Annotated in this window: 21 protein-coding genes; 13 read left to right on the forward strand and 8 right to left on the reverse strand. The window is 57.3% G+C overall.

Translation table 11 applies throughout. The features are described 5' to 3' along the window. The first annotated feature begins 109 nt into the window (after window positions 1-109). The 3 genes from ubiE (at window position 110) to ABJI08_RS22480 (ending at window position 4551) form a co-directional block, all read left to right on the forward strand. Window positions 110-862 carry a bifunctional demethylmenaquinone methyltransferase/2-methoxy-6-polyprenyl-1,4-benzoquinol methylase UbiE gene (gene ubiE, locus ABJI08_RS22470; protein WP_348404083.1) on the forward strand — a complete coding sequence of 251 codons (753 nt, stop codon included), beginning with the start codon at window positions 110-112 and terminating at the stop codon, window positions 860-862. Further along, window positions 859-2391: a 2-polyprenylphenol 6-hydroxylase gene (ubiB, locus tag ABJI08_RS22475; RefSeq protein ID WP_348404155.1), complete on the forward strand. Its 1533-nt coding sequence runs from the start codon at window positions 859-861 to the stop codon at window positions 2389-2391. The genes ubiE and ubiB overlap by 4 nt, the downstream gene beginning before the upstream one ends. A gap of 222 nt (window positions 2392-2613) precedes the next feature. After that, window positions 2614-4551, forward strand: coding sequence for a DUF3604 domain-containing protein (locus tag ABJI08_RS22480; RefSeq protein ID WP_348404084.1), 1938 nt, complete (start codon window positions 2614-2616; stop codon window positions 4549-4551). A gap of 70 nt (window positions 4552-4621) precedes the next feature. On the opposite strand, the gene dapA is transcribed toward ABJI08_RS22480, so the two are convergent. Next, window positions 4622-5497 carry a 4-hydroxy-tetrahydrodipicolinate synthase gene (gene dapA, locus ABJI08_RS22485; protein ID WP_348404085.1) on the reverse strand — a complete coding sequence of 292 codons (876 nt, stop codon included), beginning with the start codon at window positions 5495-5497 and terminating at the stop codon, window positions 4622-4624. 161 nt (window positions 5498-5658) lie between these two features. On the opposite strand from dapA, the gene ABJI08_RS22490 reads away from it, so the two are divergent. After that, window positions 5659-7605 (forward strand): lytic transglycosylase domain-containing protein, encoded by a 1947-nt coding sequence (locus tag ABJI08_RS22490; protein ID WP_348404086.1) that lies wholly within the window; start codon window positions 5659-5661, stop codon window positions 7603-7605. Window positions 7606-7702: 97 nt separating this feature from the next. Next, window positions 7703-7996 (forward strand): antibiotic biosynthesis monooxygenase, encoded by a 294-nt coding sequence (locus ABJI08_RS22495; protein ID WP_348404087.1) that lies wholly within the window; start codon window positions 7703-7705, stop codon window positions 7994-7996. A 21-nt stretch (window positions 7997-8017) separates the two neighbouring features. Here the strand turns inward: ABJI08_RS22495 and ABJI08_RS22500 are convergent, their stop codons facing one another. Together ABJI08_RS22500 and mnmD are read right to left on the reverse strand one after the other, a co-directional pair. After that, window positions 8018-8884, reverse strand: coding sequence for a DMT family transporter (locus ABJI08_RS22500; protein ID WP_348404088.1), 867 nt, complete (start codon window positions 8882-8884; stop codon window positions 8018-8020). Next, window positions 8881-9558 (reverse strand): tRNA (5-methylaminomethyl-2-thiouridine)(34)-methyltransferase MnmD, encoded by a 678-nt coding sequence (mnmD, locus tag ABJI08_RS22505; RefSeq protein WP_348404089.1) that lies wholly within the window; start codon window positions 9556-9558, stop codon window positions 8881-8883. The genes ABJI08_RS22500 and mnmD overlap by 4 nt, the downstream gene beginning before the upstream one ends. Before the next feature lie 60 nt (window positions 9559-9618). Here mnmD and ABJI08_RS22510 point away from each other — a divergent pair, with 60 nt between their 5' ends. Next, a complete protein-coding gene (locus ABJI08_RS22510) occupies window positions 9619-10653 on the forward strand; it encodes an FAD-binding oxidoreductase (RefSeq protein ID WP_348404090.1) in 1035 nt (344 codons plus the stop codon). On the opposite strand, the gene ABJI08_RS22515 is transcribed toward ABJI08_RS22510, so the two are convergent. Beyond that, a complete protein-coding gene (locus ABJI08_RS22515) occupies window positions 10650-11453 on the reverse strand; it encodes a MaoC family dehydratase N-terminal domain-containing protein (RefSeq protein ID WP_348404091.1) in 804 nt (267 codons plus the stop codon). The two genes, ABJI08_RS22510 and ABJI08_RS22515, sit on opposite strands and share 4 nt — an antisense overlap. Here ABJI08_RS22515 and ABJI08_RS22520 point away from each other — a divergent pair. From ABJI08_RS22520 to ABJI08_RS22535, 4 genes are all read left to right on the forward strand, one after another. Then, window positions 11452-11898, forward strand: a complete 447-nt coding sequence (locus tag ABJI08_RS22520) for a VOC family protein (RefSeq protein WP_348404092.1) — start codon at window positions 11452-11454, stop codon at window positions 11896-11898. The genes ABJI08_RS22515 and ABJI08_RS22520 overlap by 2 nt on opposite strands. A 169-nt stretch (window positions 11899-12067) precedes the next feature. Continuing rightward, the gene (locus ABJI08_RS22525) at window positions 12068-13249 is read left to right on the forward strand and encodes an acetyl-CoA acetyltransferase (protein ID WP_348404093.1); all 1182 of its coding nucleotides are present in this window, start codon (window positions 12068-12070) and stop codon (window positions 13247-13249) included. Beyond that, window positions 13246-14811, forward strand: a complete 1566-nt coding sequence (locus ABJI08_RS22530) for an acyl-CoA synthetase (protein ID WP_348404094.1) — start codon at window positions 13246-13248, stop codon at window positions 14809-14811. Before ABJI08_RS22525 ends, ABJI08_RS22530 begins: the two co-directional genes overlap by 4 nt. A gap of 41 nt (window positions 14812-14852) precedes the next feature. Next, the gene (locus tag ABJI08_RS22535) at window positions 14853-15644 is read left to right on the forward strand and encodes a hypothetical protein (RefSeq protein WP_348404095.1); all 792 of its coding nucleotides are present in this window, start codon (window positions 14853-14855) and stop codon (window positions 15642-15644) included. A gap of 47 nt (window positions 15645-15691) precedes the next feature. Here the strand turns inward: ABJI08_RS22535 and ABJI08_RS22540 are convergent, their stop codons facing one another. Both ABJI08_RS22540 and ABJI08_RS22545 read right to left on the reverse strand, forming a co-directional pair. After that, window positions 15692-16345: an OmpA family protein gene (locus ABJI08_RS22540; RefSeq protein WP_348404096.1), complete on the reverse strand. Its 654-nt coding sequence runs from the start codon at window positions 16343-16345 to the stop codon at window positions 15692-15694. Window positions 16346-16505: 160 nt separating this feature from the next. Then, window positions 16506-17351, reverse strand: coding sequence for a bifunctional helix-turn-helix domain-containing protein/methylated-DNA--[protein]-cysteine S-methyltransferase (locus ABJI08_RS22545; protein ID WP_348404097.1), 846 nt, complete (start codon window positions 17349-17351; stop codon window positions 16506-16508). 192 nt (window positions 17352-17543) lie between these two features. Here ABJI08_RS22545 and ABJI08_RS22550 point away from each other — a divergent pair, with 192 nt between their 5' ends. From ABJI08_RS22550 to ABJI08_RS22560, 3 genes are read left to right on the forward strand one after another with little or no spacing between them, the layout of a single operon-like run. After that, window positions 17544-18326 carry an ion transporter gene (locus ABJI08_RS22550; RefSeq protein ID WP_348404098.1) on the forward strand — a complete coding sequence of 261 codons (783 nt, stop codon included), beginning with the start codon at window positions 17544-17546 and terminating at the stop codon, window positions 18324-18326. A 60-nt stretch (window positions 18327-18386) separates the two neighbouring features. Then, window positions 18387-19031: an endonuclease III gene (gene nth / locus ABJI08_RS22555; protein ID WP_348404099.1), complete on the forward strand. Its 645-nt coding sequence runs from the start codon at window positions 18387-18389 to the stop codon at window positions 19029-19031. Next, window positions 19028-20017, forward strand: coding sequence for an adenosine kinase (locus ABJI08_RS22560; RefSeq protein ID WP_348404100.1), 990 nt, complete (start codon window positions 19028-19030; stop codon window positions 20015-20017). The genes nth and ABJI08_RS22560 overlap by 4 nt, the downstream gene beginning before the upstream one ends. Before the next feature lie 86 nt (window positions 20018-20103). Here ABJI08_RS22560 and ABJI08_RS22565 read toward each other — a convergent pair whose 3' ends face one another. Then, window positions 20104-20511: a DUF3052 family protein gene (locus ABJI08_RS22565; protein WP_348404101.1), complete on the reverse strand. Its 408-nt coding sequence runs from the start codon at window positions 20509-20511 to the stop codon at window positions 20104-20106. After that, a complete protein-coding gene (locus ABJI08_RS22570) occupies window positions 20511-21329 on the reverse strand; it encodes a sulfotransferase family protein (RefSeq protein WP_348404102.1) in 819 nt (272 codons plus the stop codon). Before ABJI08_RS22570 ends, ABJI08_RS22565 begins: the two co-directional genes overlap by 1 nt. Window positions 21330-21379: the final 50 nt, after the last annotated feature.

Consider the following 21379-nt stretch of genomic DNA (forward strand, 5'->3'; position numbering starts at 1 on the left):
GGGCGCGGTTTGGCGAGTGTGCACACAAAGGTTCCCACACGCAATCGCCGCATTGTGCGTCGCCGGGCACACATATAAGAAGAGTCCGAAGCAACGGACGGCTACAGCCATGAGCGATCAGACCAGTAAAACCACGCATTTCGGATTTGATACGGTGCCGGAGGCTGAAAAAGCCGGGCGGGTTCAGGGTGTTTTCAATTCGGTCGCGTCAAAATATGACGTGATGAACGACGTGATGTCGATGGGAATTCACCGGGTCTGGAAAGACGCAATGATGGACTGGCTGGCGCCAAGACCCGGGCAAAAACTGTTGGATGTGGCCGGTGGCACGGGCGACATTTCCTTTCGGTTCCTGAAGCGCGCAGGCCAGGGGCACGCGACGGTTCTGGATTTGACCGAACCCATGCTGGTCGAAGGGCGCAAGCGCGCCGAGGCGGATCAGATGGCGGAAAGTCTGGACTGGGTTGTGGGCGACGCGATGTCGTTGCCGTTTGAGAACAACACCTTTGATGTCTACACAATCAGCTTTGGCATTCGCAATGTGACGCGCCCTCAGGAAGCGTTGAACGAGGCGTACCGTGTGTTGAAACCGGGTGGGCGTCTGATGGTTCTGGAATTCAGCCAGATCCCAAATGACATGATGCAAAAGGCCTATGACCTGTATTCCTTTAACGTCATCCCGCGTATGGGTCAGGCGATCGCCAATGATCGCGACAGTTATCAGTATCTGGTCGAATCGATCCGCAATTTCCCGGATCAGGACACGTTTCTGGATATGGTGCGCACCGCAGGCTTTGGAAATGCGAAATACCGGAACCTGACGCTGGGTATTGCGGCACTTCATTCGGGTTGGAAGCTGTGAGAGGTCCACACAATCTATTGCGGCTGATCCGCACTGGCGCCACGCTGGAACGGACCGGCGCGATGAAAGTGGTGATGGATGCGTTTGATACGCCGCCGTTGGTACGGATGGCGGCGCGTGGTTTGGTCTGGCCGTTTCAATGGATGGGCTATCGCGGTGATCCCAAGGTGCCGCCGGTGCCGCGCGCGCTGACGGCGCTGGGCCCGGCTTATATCAAGTTTGGACAGGTTCTTTCGACCCGCCCTGACGTGGTGGGCAATGATCTGGCCACCGAATTGCGGGTGTTGCAGGACAAGCTTCCGCCATTTGATCTGGCTGTGGCCAAGCAATCGTTCGAAGACGAGCTGGGTGTTTCTGTAAGCTCGGTCTTTTCAGAGTTTTCCGAGCCAGTGGCAGCGGCGTCGATTGCACAGGTGCATCGGGCCCGATTGGCGGAAACCGGCGAAGAGGTTGCGGTCAAAGTGCTGCGACCTGGCATTGAAAAAGCGTTCCGCAAAGACGTTGACGCGTTCTACTTTGCCGCTGACTGTATCGAGTTCCTGTCGCCAGCCTCGCGCCGGTTGCGTCCCCGCGATGTGATCGAACACTTTGATGGTGTGGTAACAGGAGAGCTGGACCTGCGTCTGGAATCCGCCTCGGCCAGCGAATTTGCTGCCAATACGGGCGACGATGCCGGGTTTCAGGTGCCGTCTGTGCAGTGGGAGTATTCCAGCCGCCGTGTGATGACGCTGGGTTGGGCAGAAGGCGACCCGCTGGGCGACAATGATGCGCTGGACGCGGCGGGGCATGATCGCCACGCGCTGGGCAATCGGGTGCTGGAACTGTTCCTGAGCCATGCGTTGCGCGACGGATATTTCCACGCCGACATGCATCAGGGCAACCTGAAGGTGGCCCCGAATGGTGACATCATCGCCTATGATTTCGGGATCATGGGGCATATCGATGAATACACACGTCGGGTGTATGCGGAGATTCTGTTTGGGTTCATTCAGCGCGATTATCAGCGTGTCGCCGAGGTGCATTTCGAGGCGGGGTATGTGCCCGCCAACCGGGATGTCGACGAATTCGCACGCGCCCTGCGCGCTGTGGGTGAGCCGATCTTTGGCATGGATGCCACGCGGATTTCGATGGGTCGGTTGCTGAACTATCTGTTCGAAGTGACCGAGCGGTTCGGCATGGAAACTCGCACCGAGCTGATCCTATTGCAACGCACCATGGTAGTGGTCGAGGGTGTGGCGCGGTCGCTGGACCCTGAGGTTAATATCTGGGACGTGGCGAAGCCTGTGGTTGCCAGCTACATCCAGCAAAGTATCGGTCCGCGCGCGCTTGGGCGTGATTTGTTGAAAACGGCGCGGGTGCTGGTGCGCTTTGGTCCGCGTTTGCCGGGTCTGGTCGAAGAAGTTCTGATCCGTCAGGCAACACCAGAGGTCGCGGTTAAGCCTCGTCGGTGGTCCAGCGCTGTTATTGGCGGTGTTGTTGGCGCTGTTTTGGGCGGTGGCGCGGTATTAGCCATACTTTCGCTGAGTTGATCGCCACGGCCTGTCATTGGCAAGACGCGATGCATTTCCGTTAAAAACCAGGGGCTGTGACAGGGCCGCAAGCTGGCTGGGTGGCTGGCTTTGGCAGACGCATACATTTTAGCTGACATATTAACCCTTTTTGCTTTGGCGAAATCGATTCTCGGGTCTAGGGTCAACACATAGGTAATTCCCTATACGTTTTTGAATAGTCAATTTTCAGGAGGGTTGTTTATGTCATCAGTTAAGTTTTGTAGCTTGGTTGTAGCCGCAATTGTTGCAGCAAGCGGAACGTTGAATGCTCAGGAATATCAAGCCGATGAAGGGCAACTGAACAGCCTGTTTCCTGAGGGGAAACCGTATTCCCCCTATGCAGATCGCTCGTTCCCGGAGCGCCCGTTATGGGGCGATAGTCACCTGCATACGGCGTTGTCGATGGATGCCGGGGGCTTTGGCAACCGGCTGGGGCTGGATGCGGCATATCGGTTTGCCAAGGGTGAACAGGTTACGGCGTCGTCCGGACAACAAGTGCGTTTGTCTCGCCCGCTGGACTGGTTGGCGATCACGGATCATTCCGATGGTATGGGTATGGTTCAGGACATTTTGTCAGCCTCGCCCAACGTTACGAGTTACGAACAGGGCGCGCGCTGGTCCAAAGGGATGCGCGCAGGTGGTCAGGATGCTGTAGATGCAGCGCTGGATCTGATTGGAACGTTTTCGCAGGGCGAGGTCGATCCAGAGATGTTTGCCCAGTATTCACCGGGCTCGCGAAACTATGCGAATGTCTGGGATAATGTGATCAACGCGGCTGAAACGCATAACAACCCGGGTCAGTTTACGGCCTTTATCGGGTTTGAATGGACGGCTTTGGTGGCGGGTGGCAACATGCACCGCAACGTGATTTTCCGCGACGGCCCGGATCGGGCGCGTCAGGTGGTGCCCTATACAACACAAGCCCCGGTCGGAAGCACAGACCCGCTGGATTTGTACAAGTATCTTGAGGCTTACGAAGAAAAGACCAATGGCGCCACGATGACATTTGCCCATAACGGGAACTTGTCCAACGGCATCATGTTCCCGATGGATGCGCAATATACGGGTAAGGCGCTGGATGCGCATTATGTTGAACAACGTGCCAAGTGGGAGCGCATGTACGAGGTCACGCAGATCAAGGGCGATGGCGAAACTCATCCGTTTCTGTCACCGGATGACGCATTTGCCGATTATGGCACATGGGATGTTGGCAACCTCGACCTGAGCGAGGCCAAAACCGAAGAGATGCTGGCGGCAGAATACGCTCGGGAAGCGCTGAAAATCGGCATGGTGCTGGAAGAAAAGCTGGGCACGAATCCTTACAAGTTTGGCATGATTGGCGCGACGGATTCTCATACGTCGCTGGCGACAGCCGAGGAAGAGAACTTCTTTGGCAAACATGCGGGGTATGAGCCGTCTGCAGAGCGTCTGAGCCATCCGTTCATGAAGAACGAAAACGGCGAGCTGTTTTCGTGGCAGCAAGTGGCGTCTGGTTTGGCGGCTGTTTGGGCCAAGGACAATACACGCGCCTCTTTGTTTGACGCGATGGACCGCAAAGAAGTGTATGGCACAACCGGGCCACGTATGACGGTTCGGTTCTTTGGTGGTTATGATTTTGCCCAATCAGATTTGCGCACCAGAGAGGTTTCGGCGGTTGGATACCTCAAGGGCGTGCCAATGGGTGGTGATTTGACGGCTGCGCCCGAGGGCAAAGCACCGACATTCCTTGTGGCGGCGCTGCGCGACCCGATTGGCGCCAATCTGGACCGGGTTCAGATCGTCAAGGGTTGGGTGAACGCAGACGGGACAACCGGTGAAAAGGTGTTTGACGTGGCGTGGTCTGACGATCGCGAGGCGGATGGGAATGGCGACATCCCGGCGGTTGGCAGCACGGTCGATGTGGCAAGCGCGACCTGGACCAACACAATTGGCGCGGCTGAGTTGCTGGCGGTCTGGGAAGACCCGGAATTTGATGCCAGCCAGCGGGCTTTCTACTATGCGCGGGTTTTGGAAATTCCGACCCCGCCCTGGTACCTGTATGACGTTGTGCGTTTGGGATCTGAGATGCCTCAGGGCGCACCAACAGAGCAGCAAGAGCGCGCCTATACGTCGCCGATCTGGTTCACGCCCGAGGGCTGATATCGGAAGCAGCACCAAAAAAAGGCCCCGGGTCAAACCGGGGCCTTTTCTATTGGGTATTTCAAATGGCTTAGGACAGCAGGCCCGCGTGACGCAATGCTGCGTCGATCTGGGTCTTGGTGCTGTCGTTCAGGCCAGTCAGTGGCAGGCGTACTTCTTCGCCGCACAGGCCCAGACGTGACATGGCGTATTTGGCACCAACCAGACCCGGCTCGACAAAGATCGCTTCGTGCAGCGGCATCAAACGGTCCTGATAGTCGAGCGCCTTGGCAAAGTCGCCCGCCAATGTGGCCGCCTGAAACTCTGCACACAAACGAGGCGCCACGTTGGCTGTGACCGAAATACAGCCTTGGCCGCCATGGGCATTGAACCCAAGCGCCGTGGCATCTTCGCCGGACAGCTGGATGAATTCTTTGCCACAGGCAGCGCGTTGCTGGCTGACGCGGGCCAGATCGGCAGTTGCGTCTTTGACACCGACAATGCGTGGCAGCCTGGCCAGTTCACCCATCGTTTCCGGCGTCATATCAACGATAGAACGCGCAGGAATGTTGTAGATGATGATCGGCAAATTGCAGCAATCATGCACAGCCGTGAAATGCGCAATCAAACCGCGTTGTGTGGGTTTGTTGTAATACGGTGTGACCACCAGAATAGCCGACGCGCCGACTTTTTCAGCGTGCTGTGCCAGACGGATGGATTCCAACGTGTTGTTGGACCCGGCGCCTGCAATCACAGGGACGCGGCCTGCGGCGGCGCGCACAACTTCTTCGACCACGGCTTCGTGCTCGGTATGTGTCAACGTCGGGCTTTCACCGGTGGTTCCTACGGGAACAAAACCATTGGTGCCTTCGCCGATATGCCACTCGACCAGCTTCTTGAGCGTTTCCAAATCCAGCTCGCCGTTCGTGAACGGCGTGACGAGTGCGGGGTATGACCCTTTAAACATGGCACGCTCCTTTTTCTGCGTAGCTGGGCGGAATTGCCCGGTATGAAATCGCGCGGACACTAGCGGTAAGTCGCCGCCTTGCCAAGAATGTGAATTGAAGGCAGGCTACGGCACGATTTATTGTTTGGTTCTATCCGTTTTTGATTTGGAAATTGCAAGGCATGTTACGTCTTCTTCTGGCACTATTGGTTGCGGTTGGCGTCGCTTTTCCCGTTTTCGCGCAGGAAAACGTGAAAACTCGGGCTGCGATGGAGGCTGTGCGTGCGCAGGATTGGCAAACTGCGGCGGCGGCGGTGGATGGGTCTGTGGCCCGCGATATTGTCGAATGGCACCGGTTGCGCGCCGGGCTGGGCACGCCGGCGGAAGTTTTGGCATTTCTGGAACGTCGCAGGGATTGGCCGGGGTTGGCATATTTGCGCAAACAGTCCGAGAAGGTCTTTGCCGGGGCGACATACCGCGAAAAGCGGGCCTTTTTTGATTACGGCGCGCCCCAAACCGCGGTTGGCGCATTGGCGCATGCGGACATACTGATCCAGGAGGGCGAACAAGGTGCTGCCGAAGCAGATATCGTTCTTGCCTGGCGAACGATGTCGGTTGATGTGGCCACGCATGCGCAGTTTCTCACGCGGTATGGAGAGGTGCTTAAACCGCACCACTCCGCGCGGTTGGACGCCATGCTGTGGAAGGGTTGGAAGGGCAATTCGGAACGCATGTATGCGCTGGTGCCGGTCGGTTGGGTTCAGTTGGCACAGGCACGGTTGGGGCTGCGCGATCAGGTTGACGGCGTCGACGGGCTGATTGGTGCGGTGCCTGAGGCGCTGCAAGGTGATCCGGGGTTGGCTTATGAACGGTTTGTCTGGCGTCATCGCAAGGGCCGCAATGAGGACGCCATCGCGCTTTTGCTTGAGCGCAGCAAGGCAGGCACGCTGGGCGAGCCAGCCGAATGGGCTGCGCGGCGTCGATCATTGGTGCGCAGTCAGATGCGGGCCGGGAATTATCAGGCCGCTTATGATGTGGCCGCGTCACATGGCATGGCCCCGGATTCGGGCTATGGCTTTTCCGATTGCGAATGGTTGGCCGGGTATCTGGCGGTGCGATTCCTGAACAAGCCCGAACAGGCGGCGGTGCATTTTGTGCGCTTTGCACAATCGGTTGAAACGCCCATTTCACTGGGGCGGGCGGGTTATTGGATGGGCCGGGCTTATGCTGCGATGGGCGACGCCGAAACCGCGCAAAAGGCCTATGCCGCTGGTGGACAACATCAGACGAGCTTTTACGGATTGCTTGCCGCTGAACAGGCCGGGTCCGCGTGGGATGTTTCGTTAAGAGGCGACGAAGTTTTTCCGGACTGGCGGAAAGCAGACTGGGCGCAGAGTAGCGTGCACGAAGCCGCGCGCATGTTTCTGGATGCGGGCGAATTGAGTCTGGCAGAGCAGTTCTGGGTGCATCTGAGCGAAAGCCAGACCCGGGAAGGGCTGGGTCAGATGGGCACAATGGTTCTGGAGCTTGGGGCGCCGCATATCGGGGTGATGCTGGGCAAAAAGATGGTGCGGCGTGGGATTACCCTGCCGGGCCCGTATTACGCGCTGCATTCGCTGAAGAATATGGAATTGCCGGTGCCGACCGAGCTGTCTCTGGCCATTGCGCGCCGCGAGAGCGAATTTGATCCGGTTGTGGTCAGTCACGCCGGTGCACGTGGATTGATGCAGTTGATGCCCGGTACGGCCCGTCAGGTGGCTGCGGCGACAGGTGAGGTTTATTCGCATGCATGGCTGACATCGGACCCGGATTACAACGCGCGGTTAGGAAGCGCGTATCTGGCTGGTTTGGGACGGCAGTTTGACGGTAATATCATCATGGTCTCTGCAGGATACAACGCAGGACCGGGCAGACCTGTGCGTTGGATGGATACTAATGGTGATCCGCGCGGGGGCAGTGTTGAAGACATGGTGGACTGGATCGAGATGATCCCGTTCAATGAGACCCGCAATTATGTGATGCGCGTTTCTGAGAGCCTGCCGGTGTATCGCGCGCGCCTGGGAAAAGACCCGCATCCGGTGCCATTCGGGCAGGAAATCGTCGGGAAAACGGTGTTGCCGCTGAACTAGGCGGCCAAAGCACTCAAACTGTGCTAGACTGATCCAAAGACAACCGAGCTGATGAGGCCGGATCCATACAGGCGCCCCGTTCCAAGGAGGTGGGCGCATGATAATACGCATATTTCAGGTTGTGACGCATCCCGGCAAGGAAGATGAGTTTGCCCGGTTTTTTCACGACACGGCGATTCCTATGATGAAGGAAACAGATGGTGTTGTTTCGGTTTTGCCCGGTGCACCCCGTCCGGGCAGCCCCCGAGAGTTCTGTTTTGTCATGGTGTGGCGGGATTTGGAGTCTCTGAAGGCTTTTGCCGGAGATGATTATCGCCACCCCCACATTGATCCGGCAGAGGCTGATCTGGTCGAGTTCCGCAGTATCAGACACTATGATCTGGTCGAATGACCCTGTTGAGATGTGCGTGGTCTAGCTGCTTTGTCGTTCGCGCCATAATGTGAAAAGCCCGGCGCAGACCACAATTGCCGCGCCAATTGCCACGTTGCTGCGCAGGGTTTCGCCAAACGCCAAAACGCCCAGCGTGACGGCAAACGGCAGTTGCAGATAGGCAAATGGCTGCACGGCGCTGGCCTCTGCCAGTTCGTATGTTTTGATCAATAGCCAGTGGCCCAGCACGCCGGTGCAACACAGCAACGACATCCACAGCCAGTCAGACCCTGACATGGGTTCCCAATGGAACACGCCGATGGCGGTCATCACGACACATCCCATAGTTCCGGTATAGAAAAAGCTGACCTCGGCTGTGTCACGACGGGCGACATAGCGCGTCAGCAGGCCATAAAGTGCGAACATGCCAGCTGCAACAAGCGGTACGATAGCAACCGGGGAAAACACGGCGCTGCCGGGTTGCAGGATGATCAGAACCCCAACCGCACCCAAACCAATCGCGACCCACCGTCTCCAACCCACGCGCTCGCCCAAAACCGGGCCGGACAGGGCGGCAATGATCAGCGGATAGCAAACGAAAATCGCGTGGCTGTCTGTCAGGCCAAGCAAGGTGAACGACACAACGGTCACACAGATTTCCAGCGCCAGCAAAACTCCGCGAAACACCTGAAGCCAGACAAAACCGCTTTTTGCAGCGCGGCGCAATCCACCCGCCCGCCGCGCCGAAAGAACCACAACAAAAGTCGCGAAAAACCAGTACCGGATCATCACCACAAGGTAGGTGTTGTATTCGCCCGCCAAATGCCGCGAAATCCCGTCCTGCATGGCAAACACAAACGTGGTCATGCACATCAACAGGATGCCCAGTCTGGTGTTGGATTGGCTCATGGCGCGGGCTTTCGCGCAGTTGTCATGTGACGCTTGCGCCCGAAACCGGGAATGCGCGTGACTTCGAACCCGGCGGTCTCAAGATTGCGACGGACAAACCCAGCGGCGGTATAAGTCGCGGCCGTGCCGCCCGGGGTCGTGTGGGCTGCGACCTGGGTGATCAGGTCGCTATCCCAGAGCTCCGGATTTTTGGCTGGCGAAAACCCATCCAGAAACCACGCGTCCGCGGCAAAGCTTTGATCGCAGAGCGTGTGGCGTGCATCGCCATGGATCACCTGCGCCTGAATGCCATCGAGCGTGATCAGAGACTGGTCCTCTGCCCATGCTGTGACCAGACGCGCGGCATATGCGGCCAGTTCGGGAAAGGCCGACAGTGCGAGCTCCATTTCGGCAGCAGTCATGGGGAACGCTTCAAAGCTAGTAAAGTGCAGCGGGGTGGTCTGACCGGATGTGTCCCACGCCATCCACGAGGTCAACAGGTTCAACCCGGTTCCGAACCCTAGCTCGCCAATGTGAAAACCGGGGGCAAACCGATCCGGCAAATCATTCCCCGCCAGAAACACATGCCGTGTTTCCGCCAGCCCGTTTTCAAGGCTGAAATAGGGGTCATCAAACCGGGTCGAAACGGGAATCGCCCCGTCACGCCAGTCCAGATCTGCGCGCTGGTCGCTCATGTGTGGATGCCTTATGGAAGGTCAGAAGTGCAGGATTGGACGACCCGGGGTGATTTGGCAATGGTGGATGTAAGCGTAATGGGGGCCGGGGTGTTCGGGCTAAGCGTGGCTTATGCCTGTGCCAAACAAGGCGCGCGCGTTCGGGTGATTGATCCGGGCGGCATCGGGGCCGGGTCCAGCGGCGGTTTGGTCGGTGCGCTGGCACCGCATGCGCCCGAGCAGTGGAACGAAAAGAAAGCGTTTCAGTTTGACAGTCTGATCATGGCAGAGACGTTTTGGGTCGAAGTAGAGACGATCGGCGGCGTTTCGGCGGGATATGACCGCACTGGTCGTTTGCAACCCGTGATGAATGAACGCGGGCTGGAATTGGCGTATGCGCGGGGCAACACCGCCAAAGAGCTGTGGCAGGGCAAAGCGGATTGGCAAGTGGTATCCGCGCAAGATGGCGGCGACTGGGCACCGCAGTCGCCAACAGGCTATTTGATTCACGACACCTTGTCGGCGCGTATGAACCCAAGAAGCGCGGCGGCCGCTTTGGCGGCGGCTGTGGTCGCGCTTGGTGGTGAGATAACCGATGCTGGTGCGGCGCAAGGCAAGGTGGTTTGGGCGACCGGTTGGCGCGGGTTGATGGATTTGTCCGCCGAATTGGGGCGCGTGGTTGGCAATGGTGAAAAGGGGCAGTCAGCGCTTTTGCGCGTGGCCCGCCCGGATATGCCTCAGATTTTTGCAGATGGTGTGCATGTCGTGCCGCACGCGGATGGAACGGTAGCAATCGGTTCGACCACCGAGCGGGATTTTGACGACCCGTCTTCGACAGATACTCAGCTTGATACGGTGCTGGAGCGCGCCTGTGCAGCCGTTCCGGCGCTGCGCGGTGCCGAGGTGATTGAACGTTGGGCCGGGGTGCGCCCGCGTACCAAAAGCCGCGCGCCCATGTTGGGTGCGCATCCAACGCGTGTTGGGGAATTCATTGCCAATGGCGGTTTCAAAATCGGGTTTGGCATGGCGCCCAAAGTCGGACAGGTTATGACCGATCTGGTTTTGGCGGGCCGAAACGATATTCCTGCGGATTTTCAGCCGGAAGCCTCTCTTTAGCGCGCCTGCGCGGTCATGCACTGGCGTCCATCCGGTCCACGCACCCAGCAGGTGCCATCATCTGCCCAACAGAAAGCCGCGTTTTCAAAATGCATCAGTGGCGCGGTTGCACGAAATGAGAATTCTGACAAAGTTCCCAGTTTTTCCTGCGCCATCAACATCAGCATTTGCGCCAAAAGCGGACCGTGCACGACCAGCCCGCCGTAGCCTTCGACATCGCGCGCATAGTCGAGGTCATAGTGGATGCGATGCCCGTTGAATGTCAGCGCGGAATATCGAAACAACAGCGTGCTGTCGAAACAACGCGAAAAGCTGTCTGTCTCATCGGTTCGCGCGGTTGGGGGTGGCGTCTGTGCAACGCTTGGATCAGGGTCGTTGCGATAAACCAGTTCCTGAAACTCGCGGATCGCCACTTGGCCCTGCTGTGTGATCTCGTGGCGCAAGGTCACAAATCCAAGCGGGCCGGTTCGACCTTGTTTGTGACTGGAATTGACAAGTGTGGTTGTTTTCTGGGCGGTCGTCCCAGCGCGCAGCGGATGCAGGAACTGCACCTTGCCAGCGGCCCACATGCGTCGGGGCAGCCCCATGTCGGGTATGAGGCCGCCCACTTTGGGATGACCATCACACCCCAATTGGGCCGGTGGCTGTGCGTCCCAGAAATAGAGCTGGTGAAACAAGGGCAATAAACTATCGCCCGCCTGAACCTGATCGTGTCGTCCCAGTGCGGCCAAAAACGCATTGGCGCGGGCGGGGTCCAACGGATCGCTTTGACGATGGCAAAGGGTTGCGTCATCCTGCATGTCAGCCACGCTAGGTGGCAAAGCGGAAGAGGACAAGACAGATATGCCCAGGGTGAATGCGTTGGATCATTTAGTTCTGACTGTGGCCAGCATTGAGGCCACGATAGCGTTTTATCAGAGTGTCCTTGGCATGACGGCTGAGGTGTTTGAACCGGCGGACGGAACCCAACGCTGGGCTTTGACGTTTGGTGCGCAAAAGATCAACCTGCATCAAGCGGGGGCCGAATTTGAACCCAAGGCAGCGCGGGCCATACCGGGCTCTGCCGATCTGTGTTTTTTGAGCGAAACAAGTCTGACGGCGTGGCAGGCGCATTTTGACAGCCTGAATGTTCTGGTCGAAGAGGGGCCGGTGGCGCGCACCGGGGCAACCGGACCGATCTGTTCGTTGTATATTCGAGACCCGGACGGGAATTTGCTGGAGGTCAGCACCCCGATGGAGCAATGACAATGATCCGAATTGCGGAATTGCGACGCTTAGGATTGGAGATGCCGCAATATCAGGAACGTGTGCGGATCGTGTCCGGCGGGCCGCTGTAGGGCGAAGTGAGGCGAATAAAAGCGACGTGCCCGATTTGGAACGGATGGGCCAGCAAATGATAAAACGGGATAATGTCATGACACAGGATCAAAATAACGCGGTTATCGTCGGTTGGGCACACAGCCCTTTTGGCAAATTGGACGCGGAAGGCATCGAAGCGCTGTTTGCAAGCGTTGGGACGGACGCGCTGAACCATGCGGGTGTGGACGCCGGGGATGTGGATCTGGTGACTGTTGGCGTGTTGAATTCCGGGTTTTCAAAACAGGGGTTTGAGGCAGGGCTGGTGTCGGTGGCGGTGCCGGGGCTTGAGAACACGCCCGCATTGCGTACCGAAAACGCATGCGCCACAGGGTCTGCCGCGCTATATACGGCAATCGATGCGATTGAAGCAGGCCGCGCACGAATTGCCCTGGTGATCGGTGCCGAAAAGATGACCGCAACTCCAACATCGGACGTCGGGGACATTTTGCTGTCCGCAGCGTATCGCAAGGAAGAAGACGGGCTGCCCGCAGGGTTCGCCGGGATATTTGGCCAGATCGCTGACAGCTATTTTCAGAAATACGGCGACAAATCCACAGAACTGGCGATGATCGCCGCCAAGAACCACGCCAACGGTATGGGCAACCCGTTTGCCCATATGCGCAAGGATTTCGGCGTCGACTTCTGTAACACGATCTCGGACAAAAACCCGCGCGTGGCGGGACCTTTGCGGCGCACCGATTGTAGCCTGATTTCCGATGGTGGCGCGGCTTTGGTGGTCACGGATCGTGCAACCGCACTAGGGCTGGCGCGAGCCATCGCATTTCGCGCGCGTGCGCATAAAAATGATGTTTTTCCATTGTCGCGTCGCGATATGACCGCCTTTGATGGTGCGCGGCGGGCTTGGGATGATGCAAAGGAAACGGCCGGTGTCACGCTGGATGACCTTGCGCTTGTGGAAACGCATGACTGTTTCACCTTGGCTGAGATGATCGAATACGAAGCCATGGGGCTGACGAAACCGGGCGAAGGCTGGAAAGCCATTCGCGAGGGCGTGACCCGGAAAGATGGCAAGCTGCCTGTGAACCCGTCTGGCGGCTTAAAATCCAAGGGCCATCCCATCGGTGCGACGGGTGTGTCGATGCATGTGCTGGCGGCGATGCAGTTGATGGGCGATGCCGGTGATATGCAAATCGCAGATGCCAACCTTGCCGGAGTGTTCAACATGGGCGGCGCAGCTGTCACAAACTATGTGTCCATTATGGAGCGTGTGAAATGACCATTACGCCTGTTTCCACGCGCACGATGAACCTAGCGCATCTGGTCGAACAACAGGCCCGGCGGCTGGGCGAAAAACCTGCCTTTGTCTGGGGTGATCAGCTTTGGACATGGGCGGAAATGGATGCCCGCGTCAAATCGATGGCTGGCGTTCTGGTGGCGCACGGGATTGAAAAAGGCGACCGTGTTCTGGTTCAGTCGCGCAACAGCAATCAGCTTTTTGAAAGCATGTTTGCCTGTTTCAGGCTGGGCGCGATCTGGGTGCCTGCCAATTTTCGCGGCGCTCCGGATGATCTGGCGTGGATGGCGGAACTCTCTGGGGCCAAGCTGTTGCTATGCGATGCGGCATTCCCGGAACATGCCGCTGTCGCAGGCCCCTACACATGCCTTGCCATCGGTAAGGCCGAGTTTGCGCCGGACATCGATGATCTCATGGCAGAACAAACAGTTACGCCCGCACTTGCGCCGGTTGATCGCGATGATCCGTGCTGGTTTTTCTTTACGTCGGGCACGTCCGGGCGACCCAAGGCCTCGGTGTTGACGCATGGACAGCTTGGCTTTGTGATTATCAATCACCTGTGCGACCTGGTGCCCGGCACGACACACAAGGACGCTTCGCTTGTCGTGGCCCCCCTGTCGCACGGTGCAGGTATGCATCAGCTTATGATGGCCGCGCGCGGCGCACCGACGATCCTGACCTCGGCCCAGACATTTGACACAGCCGAGATTTGGTCATTGGTCGAGCAGTGGCGTGTCACCAATATCTTTACCGTGCCAACCATCCTGAAAATGCTTGTTGAGGCGCCTGAGGTGACTTTGCATGATCACAGCTCGCTGCGCTATGTGATCTATGCGGGCGCACCGATGTACCGGACGGATCAGATCAAGGCGCTGGATGTGCTTGGCCCGGTTCTGGTGCAATATTTCGGTTTAGGCGAGGTGACGGGCAACATCACCGTTTTGCCGCCCTCGGAGCATTCATCCGCTGAAGACGCGCGTATTGGGACATGTGGTTTTCCGCGCACAGGCATGCAGGTTGAAATTCAGGCCGATGACGGCACCCAGTGCGCTTTGGGCGAAACGGGTGAAATCTGTGTGACCGGTCCCGCTGTGTTTGCTGGTTATTGGCAGAACCCCGAAGCAAACGACACGAGCTTTCGCGGTGGTATGTTCCGCACTGGTGATTTGGGTCACATGGATGAGCAGGGGTATCTGTATATCACTGGTCGCCAGTCCGATATGTACATCTCGGGCGGATCGAACATTTATCCGCGTGAAATCGAAGAGAAACTATTGCTTTGTCCCGGCGTCTCTGAGGCTGCGGTGTTTGGCATGCCAGATGATAAGTGGGGCGAAATCGGCGTCGCGGTTGTGTCTCTTCATGCGGGTGCCGAAGTGGCAGCGGACGAAGTAGCAGACTTTCTGCAAGATAAGATCGCGTCCTATAAGATGCCAAAAACATTCCACGTCTGGGATGAAATTCCGAAATCCGGCTATGGCAAAATGGCCAAACGGCTGGTGCGCGCTGAACTGGAGCGTCGGCTGGCCGACGACACGACATGATGCGACATGTCGTTCACCCCGGGCCTGTGCGGGACACGCGTATGGATTTGGCGCCTTGCCAGGGCCGCGCCATTGAAGTGACTTTAGAAGCGGGCATGCCTTTGGAAGACGCTGTGGCACAGGCTCTGGCTCCGTTGGAGCTGGACAGCGCGTGGGTGGAAATCGTCAACGCCGAGGTCGAATGCCTGACCTATGTCATTCCCGCAGTTGCGCCTGATACAACACATGTGGCGTGGTATTCGGACACGCACAGTTTCGACAAGGGCCGGATTGACCATCTTGGGATGATTGTGGGCCGTCATGGTGATGCGTCTTTTCTGCATGGGCATGGCACATGGGCGCCCGAGGGTCGGGCCGCTGCAATGGGTCACATCCTTGCGCCACAGACGCGTCTGGGGACGCCTGTCACAGCGCGCGGGATTGGCCTTGTGGGGGCGCGATTTGATCGGCGTGCTGATGAAGAGACAAATTTCGATCTGTTCCATGTTGATCAAATGACGTCCACTGGCGGATCCTATGCCGCCTTGCGACTGTTGCCCAATCAGGATTTCGCCACGGGGCTGGATGCCGCTTGCGCTGCGTTGGGTTGGCAAGCCGCGCGTGTACATGGGATCGGCAGCGTGAACACGCCCCGGTTCGAAGATGGCCGGGTGCTTGAGAGTCTGCCAACGGAGTTTCTGATCACCGACGCCATTGCCGGAAAGAACGGGCCGGGGCCAGAGATTGTCGTCGTTGGAACAGACGGTACAGATATTCGAACGGGGCGCTTGTCGCGCAATGAGAACGCGGTCCTTGTGACTGCTGAGTTGGTACTCAGCCGGCTAACCGGCTGAGCTGACATCAAAGACAACACGCAACGCGCACGTCAATCCACGTTGGATCAGGCCGGATTGGGCAGGATCACAATTTCCACGCGGCGGTTCTGACGGCGTCCTGCGTCGTTCAGGTTTGAGGCCAATGGTTGATCTTCGCCCCGCCCGATGGACTGAATACGGGAGAACGGCACGCCACCCTCCATCAGCACGTCAGACACAGCGTTGGCGCGGCGTTCAGACAGGGTTTGATTGTGTTCAGCCGATCCGGTGTTATCGGTGTGGCCCAGAACCTGAACCGAGCTGTCAGGGTATTTGTTCAGGCTGGTTGCGACCTTTGTCAGATCATCGCGCAGCGCGGCGTTGACTGCATAGCTGTCCACTTCAAACAGGATATCCTGAGGCATGGTCAGGATCAGACGATCACCGGTGTTTTCGATGTGCACGTCGTCATCCAGCTGCTGGCGCAGCTCGGCTTCCTGCTTGTCCAGATTGTGACCGATCACAGCGCCGACACCAGCGCCAATTGCGGCACCTGCCAGCGCATTGTTGCTTGTGGCCGCTGCAGCTCCGGCACCCAGTATGCCGCCAATAATCGCGCCGGATTTCGTGTTGCGATACTCTTGGCGCTCTTCCTGACTGCCCGAAACATAGCCGGGGTCGGTGCAGGCGGTCAGCGCCAGTGCGGATACCGCACAGATTGAAAGTGTGATTCTGGTCATCTCGTTGCCTCAGGTATTGGGTCGTTTTTTTGGACAATATAGCTGATCCGGGTCCGGTGCCCAAGGGCGCGCCACCCCAAATCGGCGGTTCGACGCCGAAATCACACTTGTTTTGCAACCGGATTGACCTGTTTCACAAGGGGTTCTGATCACAATTGGGTCAGGCCTGAGCGCGGGCGGATTCATACGCCAGCAAGGCCCGTTTGACCGGCAGGCCCCAGTGATACCCCCCGAGCCCGCCAGATTTGCGCATGGCGCGGTGGCACGGGATGAGCCAGCTGACCGGGTTGCGCCCCACGGCGGTGCCCACGGCCCGCACAGCACGGGGCGAGCCGACGGTGCGGGCGATTTCGGAGTAGGTTGAGACCTGACCGGACGGGATACGCATCAACGCCTCCCAGACTTTGATCTGAAGCGCCGAGCCGATCATATAGATTGGCACTTTGCCCAGATCGTTACATTCGGAATTATAGGCGGCCAAAACCCATGGCCGCAAAAACAGGGGGTCTTCGACAAAATTTGCCTTGGGCCAGCGCGACGTCAGGTCCTGCATTGCGTCCTCTGTGCCGGTTTCGGATGCGAATCCAATGCCGCAAATCCCCTTGTCCGTTCCCATCACCAGCGACAGGCCAAATGGGCTGTCAAACCAGCCCCAGTAAATCGTCAGACCCTCGCCGCGCTTGGCGAATTCGCCGGGGCTCATCGCCTCCCAGCGGAGGAACAGATCATGTAACCGGCCAGACCCGGACAATCCCACCGCGTCAGAGGTTTCCAGCGTCGTGAAATGGTCGTGCAACAAGGCTTTGGCGTGCCCCAGAGCAAGGTATTGCTGAAATTTTTTTGGCGACACGCCAGCCCATTTGGTGAACAGGCGCTGAAAATGAGCCGGACTCATATCCATCGCGCGCGACAACTCCTCTAACGAAAGCGGATCTTCGTTCTGGTCGATCAGCTCGATCGCGCGACGCATGATATTGAAATGATAGCCCTGTTGCATGTCGGACATCGTTTCTCTCCTCAACTCTTGTGCCCCGAGATTATGCGCCGCGCCGATCATTCGCGACCCGTTTCTTGTGCAAAAATCCGCATCAGTCCATGTCATGCCCGCGCACGGGCCATTCGCAACTTGCAAGCCGTCCCGCGCGGCCCATATGAAGGTGGATGATCAGAGAATTTTCAAAACCCGAGTGATTTCCTAATGAGTTTGCGTGACCGTCTGGGCGTCTTTATTGAACGCCCCCTGTTTAGAAATGCCATTCTGGGCGTTATTTTGTTCAATGCGGTCATATTGGGGCTGGAAACGTCGCAAACCGTGATGGCGGCGGCCGGGCCGCTTTTGATTGCGCTGGACATGCTTTGTCTTGCGATTTTTGTGTTGGAAATCGTGGCAAAAATATATGTCCGACGCTTGCGCTTTTTCTCGGACGGCTGGAACATTTTTGACTTTGTGATCGTGGGCATTGCCTTATTTCCCGCAGCGCAGGGGCTGTCTGTTTTGCGGGCTTTGCGAATCCTGCGATTGTTGCGGGTGGTGTCGGTTGCACCGTCCTTGCGCCGCGTGATTGAGGGGTTGATCAACGCCTTGCCCGGCATGGGGTCCGTGTTTTTGTTGATGACGCTGATCTTTTACATTGGCGCGGTGATGGCCACCAAGCTGTTTGGCGCGGCTTTTCCTGACTGGTTCGGCACCTTGGGGCGGTCGGGGTATTCGCTGTTTCAGATCATGACCCTGGAAAGTTGGTCCATGGGGATCGTGCGCCCGGTGATGGAGACCTACGCCTATGCCTGGGTGTTTTTTGTTCCGTTCATCTTGTTGACCACTTTTATTGTTCTGAATCTGGTGGTTGGTCTGGTGGTAAATTCGATGCAGGACGCGCATCACGTCGAAGCAGACGAGCGCACGGATACCTACCGCGACGAAGTGCTGGCGCGGCTGATCGAGATTGAAACAGCTCTCAAAGACCAGCAGCAAAAGAAGTAGCGGTTTGCGAACGGGGAGTGCGGTCTTGCCTGATACGGCAACGCGGTGCATTAGAGGGTCATGGCAAAGCAACTCGATTTTCATACCATCCGCGAGATTTTCACCCGGTTTCAGGCGGCTGAGGCTGAACCCAAAGGTGAGCTAGATCACGTCAACGCCTATACGTTGGTTGTTGCGGTCGCATTGTCGGCGCAAGCAACTGATGTGGGGGTGAACAAGGCCACTAACGCGTTATTCAAGATCGTCGATACACCGCAAAAGATGCTCGACCTCGGAGAAGAGGCATTAATCGATCACATCAAGACCATTGGGCTTTATCGAAACAAGGCCAAGAACGTGATGAAGATGTCGAAGATTCTGGTTGAGCAGTATGACGGCGAAGTGCCCAATTCACGCGCCGCGCTGGAAAGCCTGCCGGGGGTGGGTCGCAAGACTGCCAATGTGGTGCTGAATATGTGGTGGCAGCACCCGGTTCAGGCCGTGGACACCCATATTTTCCGGTTTGGCAATCGTTCGGGTGTATGCCCCGGCAAAGACGTGGTCGCGGTTGAGCGCGCCATTGAAGACAATATTCCTGTGGAGTTTCAACACCACGCCCATCACTGGATGATCCTGCACGGACGGTATGTTTGCAAAGCGCGCAAACCTGTTTGCGGCAACTGCCTGATCCGGGATCTCTGTATGTTTGAGGACAAAAATCTGTGAGCACTACATATCAAGTTGTCGGTATCGGCAACGCCGTCGTGGATGTCATTTCCCAATCGGATGACTCGTTTCTGGACCTGATGGGTATCCAGAAAGGAGTTATGCAGCTTGTTGAACGCGAACGTGGCGAAATGCTGTATGCCGGGATGACAAACCGGACGCAGGCGCCGGGCGGATCTGTGGCCAACACGATTGCCGGGTTGGGGTCGATGGGTCTGAAGACCGGCTTTATTGGCCGGGTGCAGGACGACGCGCTGGGGCGGTTTTATGCGTCATCCATGCAATCGGAAGGCACCGATTTTGTGAACACGCCTGTGGCGGGTGGCGATTTGCCAACGTCGCGGTCGATGATCTTTGTCTCTCCGGACGGAGAGCGGTCGATGAACACCTATCTTGGTATTTCTTCCGAAGTCGGCCCGGAAGACGTGTCAGACGATATTGCCGGGCACGCGACCCTGCTGTTTCTGGAGGGGTATCTTTATGACAAGCCCAAAGGAAAGCAGGCATTCGAGCGGGCGGCCAAGCTGTGCCGTCAGGGCGGAGGCAAAGCCGGTATCGCGCTGAGTGATCCGTTTTGCGTGGATCGTCATCGCGAAGATTTCCGCCGTCTGGTGTGTGACCTAGATTTTGTGATCGGCAATCAACACGAATGGGAATCGCTGTATCAAACCGATTTGTCTTCGGCGCTGGAGCAGGCTGCCAATGATAGCGGGCTGATTGTCTGCACCCGGTCCGGACATGATGTCGTTATCGTGCAAGGTGATGAAAAGGCGTCTGTGCCGGTCAACGAGATTGTACCGGTAGACGCGACCGGGGCCGGTGATCAGTTTGCGGCCGGGTTCCTGTACGGTGTGGCAACGGGGCAAAGCCTTGAAACGTCCGGTCGTATGGGCTGCATCGCGGCTGCCGAGGTGATCAGCCATTACGGCGCGCGTCCAGAGGTGGATGTCAAACAGCTGTTTCGCCGCGAAGGACTGATCGGGTAAACGATCAATCGCTTAGTCAGCTATTATGCAAGGTGCCGGTCCATCCAGGGATGTGATCGGCGCCTGTTCATTTAAAGCGGGAAATGTCAGGTGCGCAGTTCTTTGCGGATCACCAGCTTTAGGCCGGACCAGATATCGCTGACGGCGCAAACCTTTACGTCGACCAGCCCCATCGGCAAAGCGATGGCCCTGACGGTGTCTTCGGTGATTTCACTGGGCAGTTTGGATGCCTTTTTCGGCCAGCTTACCCAGATCATGCCGTCTTGGGCGATCAGGTGCCGTGCATTTGTGAGCGCCGTTTCAAGCGGCGCGCATTTGTCGGCAAAAACATGCAAGACCTCGGTCTCTGCGACAAGATCAGAACCCCATGACAGTTCGGGCGCACCGTCCCCAAGAAGATCGCGATAGGCCGCTGGCGGATTGATGGCAACCGCCCGCATACCGGGTTTCAACCCGAGCTTTTGCCACAGCGGTTTGCCTGAATATCCGGCCATCAGTTGCCCAGCTTGGCGTGCACCTCGTCCAGATCAATCTCGCCGATTGGCATCTTGTTGGCTGGATTTTCAAAATCGTATTTGAACAGGCGGAAATCGCTTTTGTAAATTTCGTACACCAGATGCATCGACAGATCGTCGAAATAATCCTCGACCGGGTGGGCGCGTTTAGGGCCGTGGCCTTCGGATTCATTGAATCGCGGGATTGTTGCAAGATCAACGTCGTGTCGCGTTTCGACGTTGTCCAATACCTGTTGCATGCCGTCGTTGAAGGTTTCGGTCCAGACGATCTGATCATAGGAACCGCCATTCACGATAAATGTCGACACATGCCCCGAAGTTGCGGACCAGTGAATGTCGGGGTCCATAGGGCGGCGCCAACGAATGGTATCACGGGCAAATAGCAAAAAGCGGCGAAAGCTTTGAATCTGGTCAAATTCTTGTTTCCCGTCATCGCCGCCAACTTCGATTCCATATTTCTGAATAAGCATCGGAACGAGATTGCCGCGATAGCGTTTGCCATTGCGTTGAATGCCACAGATTTTGTCAAAGAAAGATGACAGGATGCGGGTATAAGGATTGCGCACGCAAGTGAATGTGTACGCGCTGTGATTTCGCACATTGTCCGTGATTGGCCGGTGACTTTCTTCAAGCGCCCATTTGTGCATTCCAGACTTTGCGTCGTGGATATCGCCATCGAAAAATGCGCCATGGTCTGAATAGAACATGATTTGTCCGATGGTCGAGCAGGCACATTTTGGGACCACGCGATACAATACACTCTCGCTCTCGGTCATCCAGGTTCCGGGAAAGCCCATATAATCTGTCTCCGTTTATGGCATGACTCTTGTGAGCCACTTTCGCCATC

Origin of the sequence: Shimia sp. (assembly GCF_039969785.1) — a bacterium.
Lineage (GTDB): Bacteria > Pseudomonadota > Alphaproteobacteria > Rhodobacterales > Rhodobacteraceae > Shimia.

What these genes read in the sequence shown, in the direction of transcription:
- ubiE (WP_348404083.1), top strand. Translation starts at nt 110, where the DNA reads ATGAGCGATCAGACCAGTAAAACCACGCATTTCGGATTTGATACGGTG.
- ABJI08_RS22480 (WP_348404084.1), top strand. Translation starts at nt 2,614, where the DNA reads ATGTCATCAGTTAAGTTTTGTAGCTTGGTTGTAGCCGCAATTGTTGCA.
- dapA (WP_348404085.1), bottom strand. Translation starts at nt 5,497, where the DNA reads ATGTTTAAAGGGTCATACCCCGCACTCGTCACGCCGTTCACGAACGGC.
- ABJI08_RS22490 (WP_348404086.1), top strand. Translation starts at nt 5,659, where the DNA reads ATGTTACGTCTTCTTCTGGCACTATTGGTTGCGGTTGGCGTCGCTTTT.
- ABJI08_RS22495 (WP_348404087.1), top strand. Translation starts at nt 7,703, where the DNA reads ATGATAATACGCATATTTCAGGTTGTGACGCATCCCGGCAAGGAAGAT.
- ABJI08_RS22500 (WP_348404088.1), bottom strand. Translation starts at nt 8,884, where the DNA reads ATGAGCCAATCCAACACCAGACTGGGCATCCTGTTGATGTGCATGACC.
- mnmD (WP_348404089.1), bottom strand. Translation starts at nt 9,558, where the DNA reads ATGAGCGACCAGCGCGCAGATCTGGACTGGCGTGACGGGGCGATTCCC.
- ABJI08_RS22510 (WP_348404090.1), top strand. Translation starts at nt 9,619, where the DNA reads ATGGTGGATGTAAGCGTAATGGGGGCCGGGGTGTTCGGGCTAAGCGTG.
- ABJI08_RS22520 (WP_348404092.1), top strand. Translation starts at nt 11,452, where the DNA reads ATGTCAGCCACGCTAGGTGGCAAAGCGGAAGAGGACAAGACAGATATG.
- ABJI08_RS22515 (WP_348404091.1), bottom strand. Translation starts at nt 11,453, where the DNA reads ATGCAGGATGACGCAACCCTTTGCCATCGTCAAAGCGATCCGTTGGAC.
- ABJI08_RS22525 (WP_348404093.1), top strand. Translation starts at nt 12,068, where the DNA reads ATGACACAGGATCAAAATAACGCGGTTATCGTCGGTTGGGCACACAGC.
- ABJI08_RS22530 (WP_348404094.1), top strand. Translation starts at nt 13,246, where the DNA reads ATGACCATTACGCCTGTTTCCACGCGCACGATGAACCTAGCGCATCTG.
- ABJI08_RS22535 (WP_348404095.1), top strand. Translation starts at nt 14,853, where the DNA reads ATGGATTTGGCGCCTTGCCAGGGCCGCGCCATTGAAGTGACTTTAGAA.
- ABJI08_RS22540 (WP_348404096.1), bottom strand. Translation starts at nt 16,345, where the DNA reads ATGACCAGAATCACACTTTCAATCTGTGCGGTATCCGCACTGGCGCTG.
- ABJI08_RS22545 (WP_348404097.1), bottom strand. Translation starts at nt 17,351, where the DNA reads ATGTCCGACATGCAACAGGGCTATCATTTCAATATCATGCGTCGCGCG.
- ABJI08_RS22550 (WP_348404098.1), top strand. Translation starts at nt 17,544, where the DNA reads ATGAGTTTGCGTGACCGTCTGGGCGTCTTTATTGAACGCCCCCTGTTT.
- nth (WP_348404099.1), top strand. Translation starts at nt 18,387, where the DNA reads ATGGCAAAGCAACTCGATTTTCATACCATCCGCGAGATTTTCACCCGG.
- ABJI08_RS22565 (WP_348404101.1), bottom strand. Translation starts at nt 20,511, where the DNA reads ATGGCCGGATATTCAGGCAAACCGCTGTGGCAAAAGCTCGGGTTGAAA.
- ABJI08_RS22570 (WP_348404102.1), bottom strand. Translation starts at nt 21,329, where the DNA reads ATGGGCTTTCCCGGAACCTGGATGACCGAGAGCGAGAGTGTATTGTAT.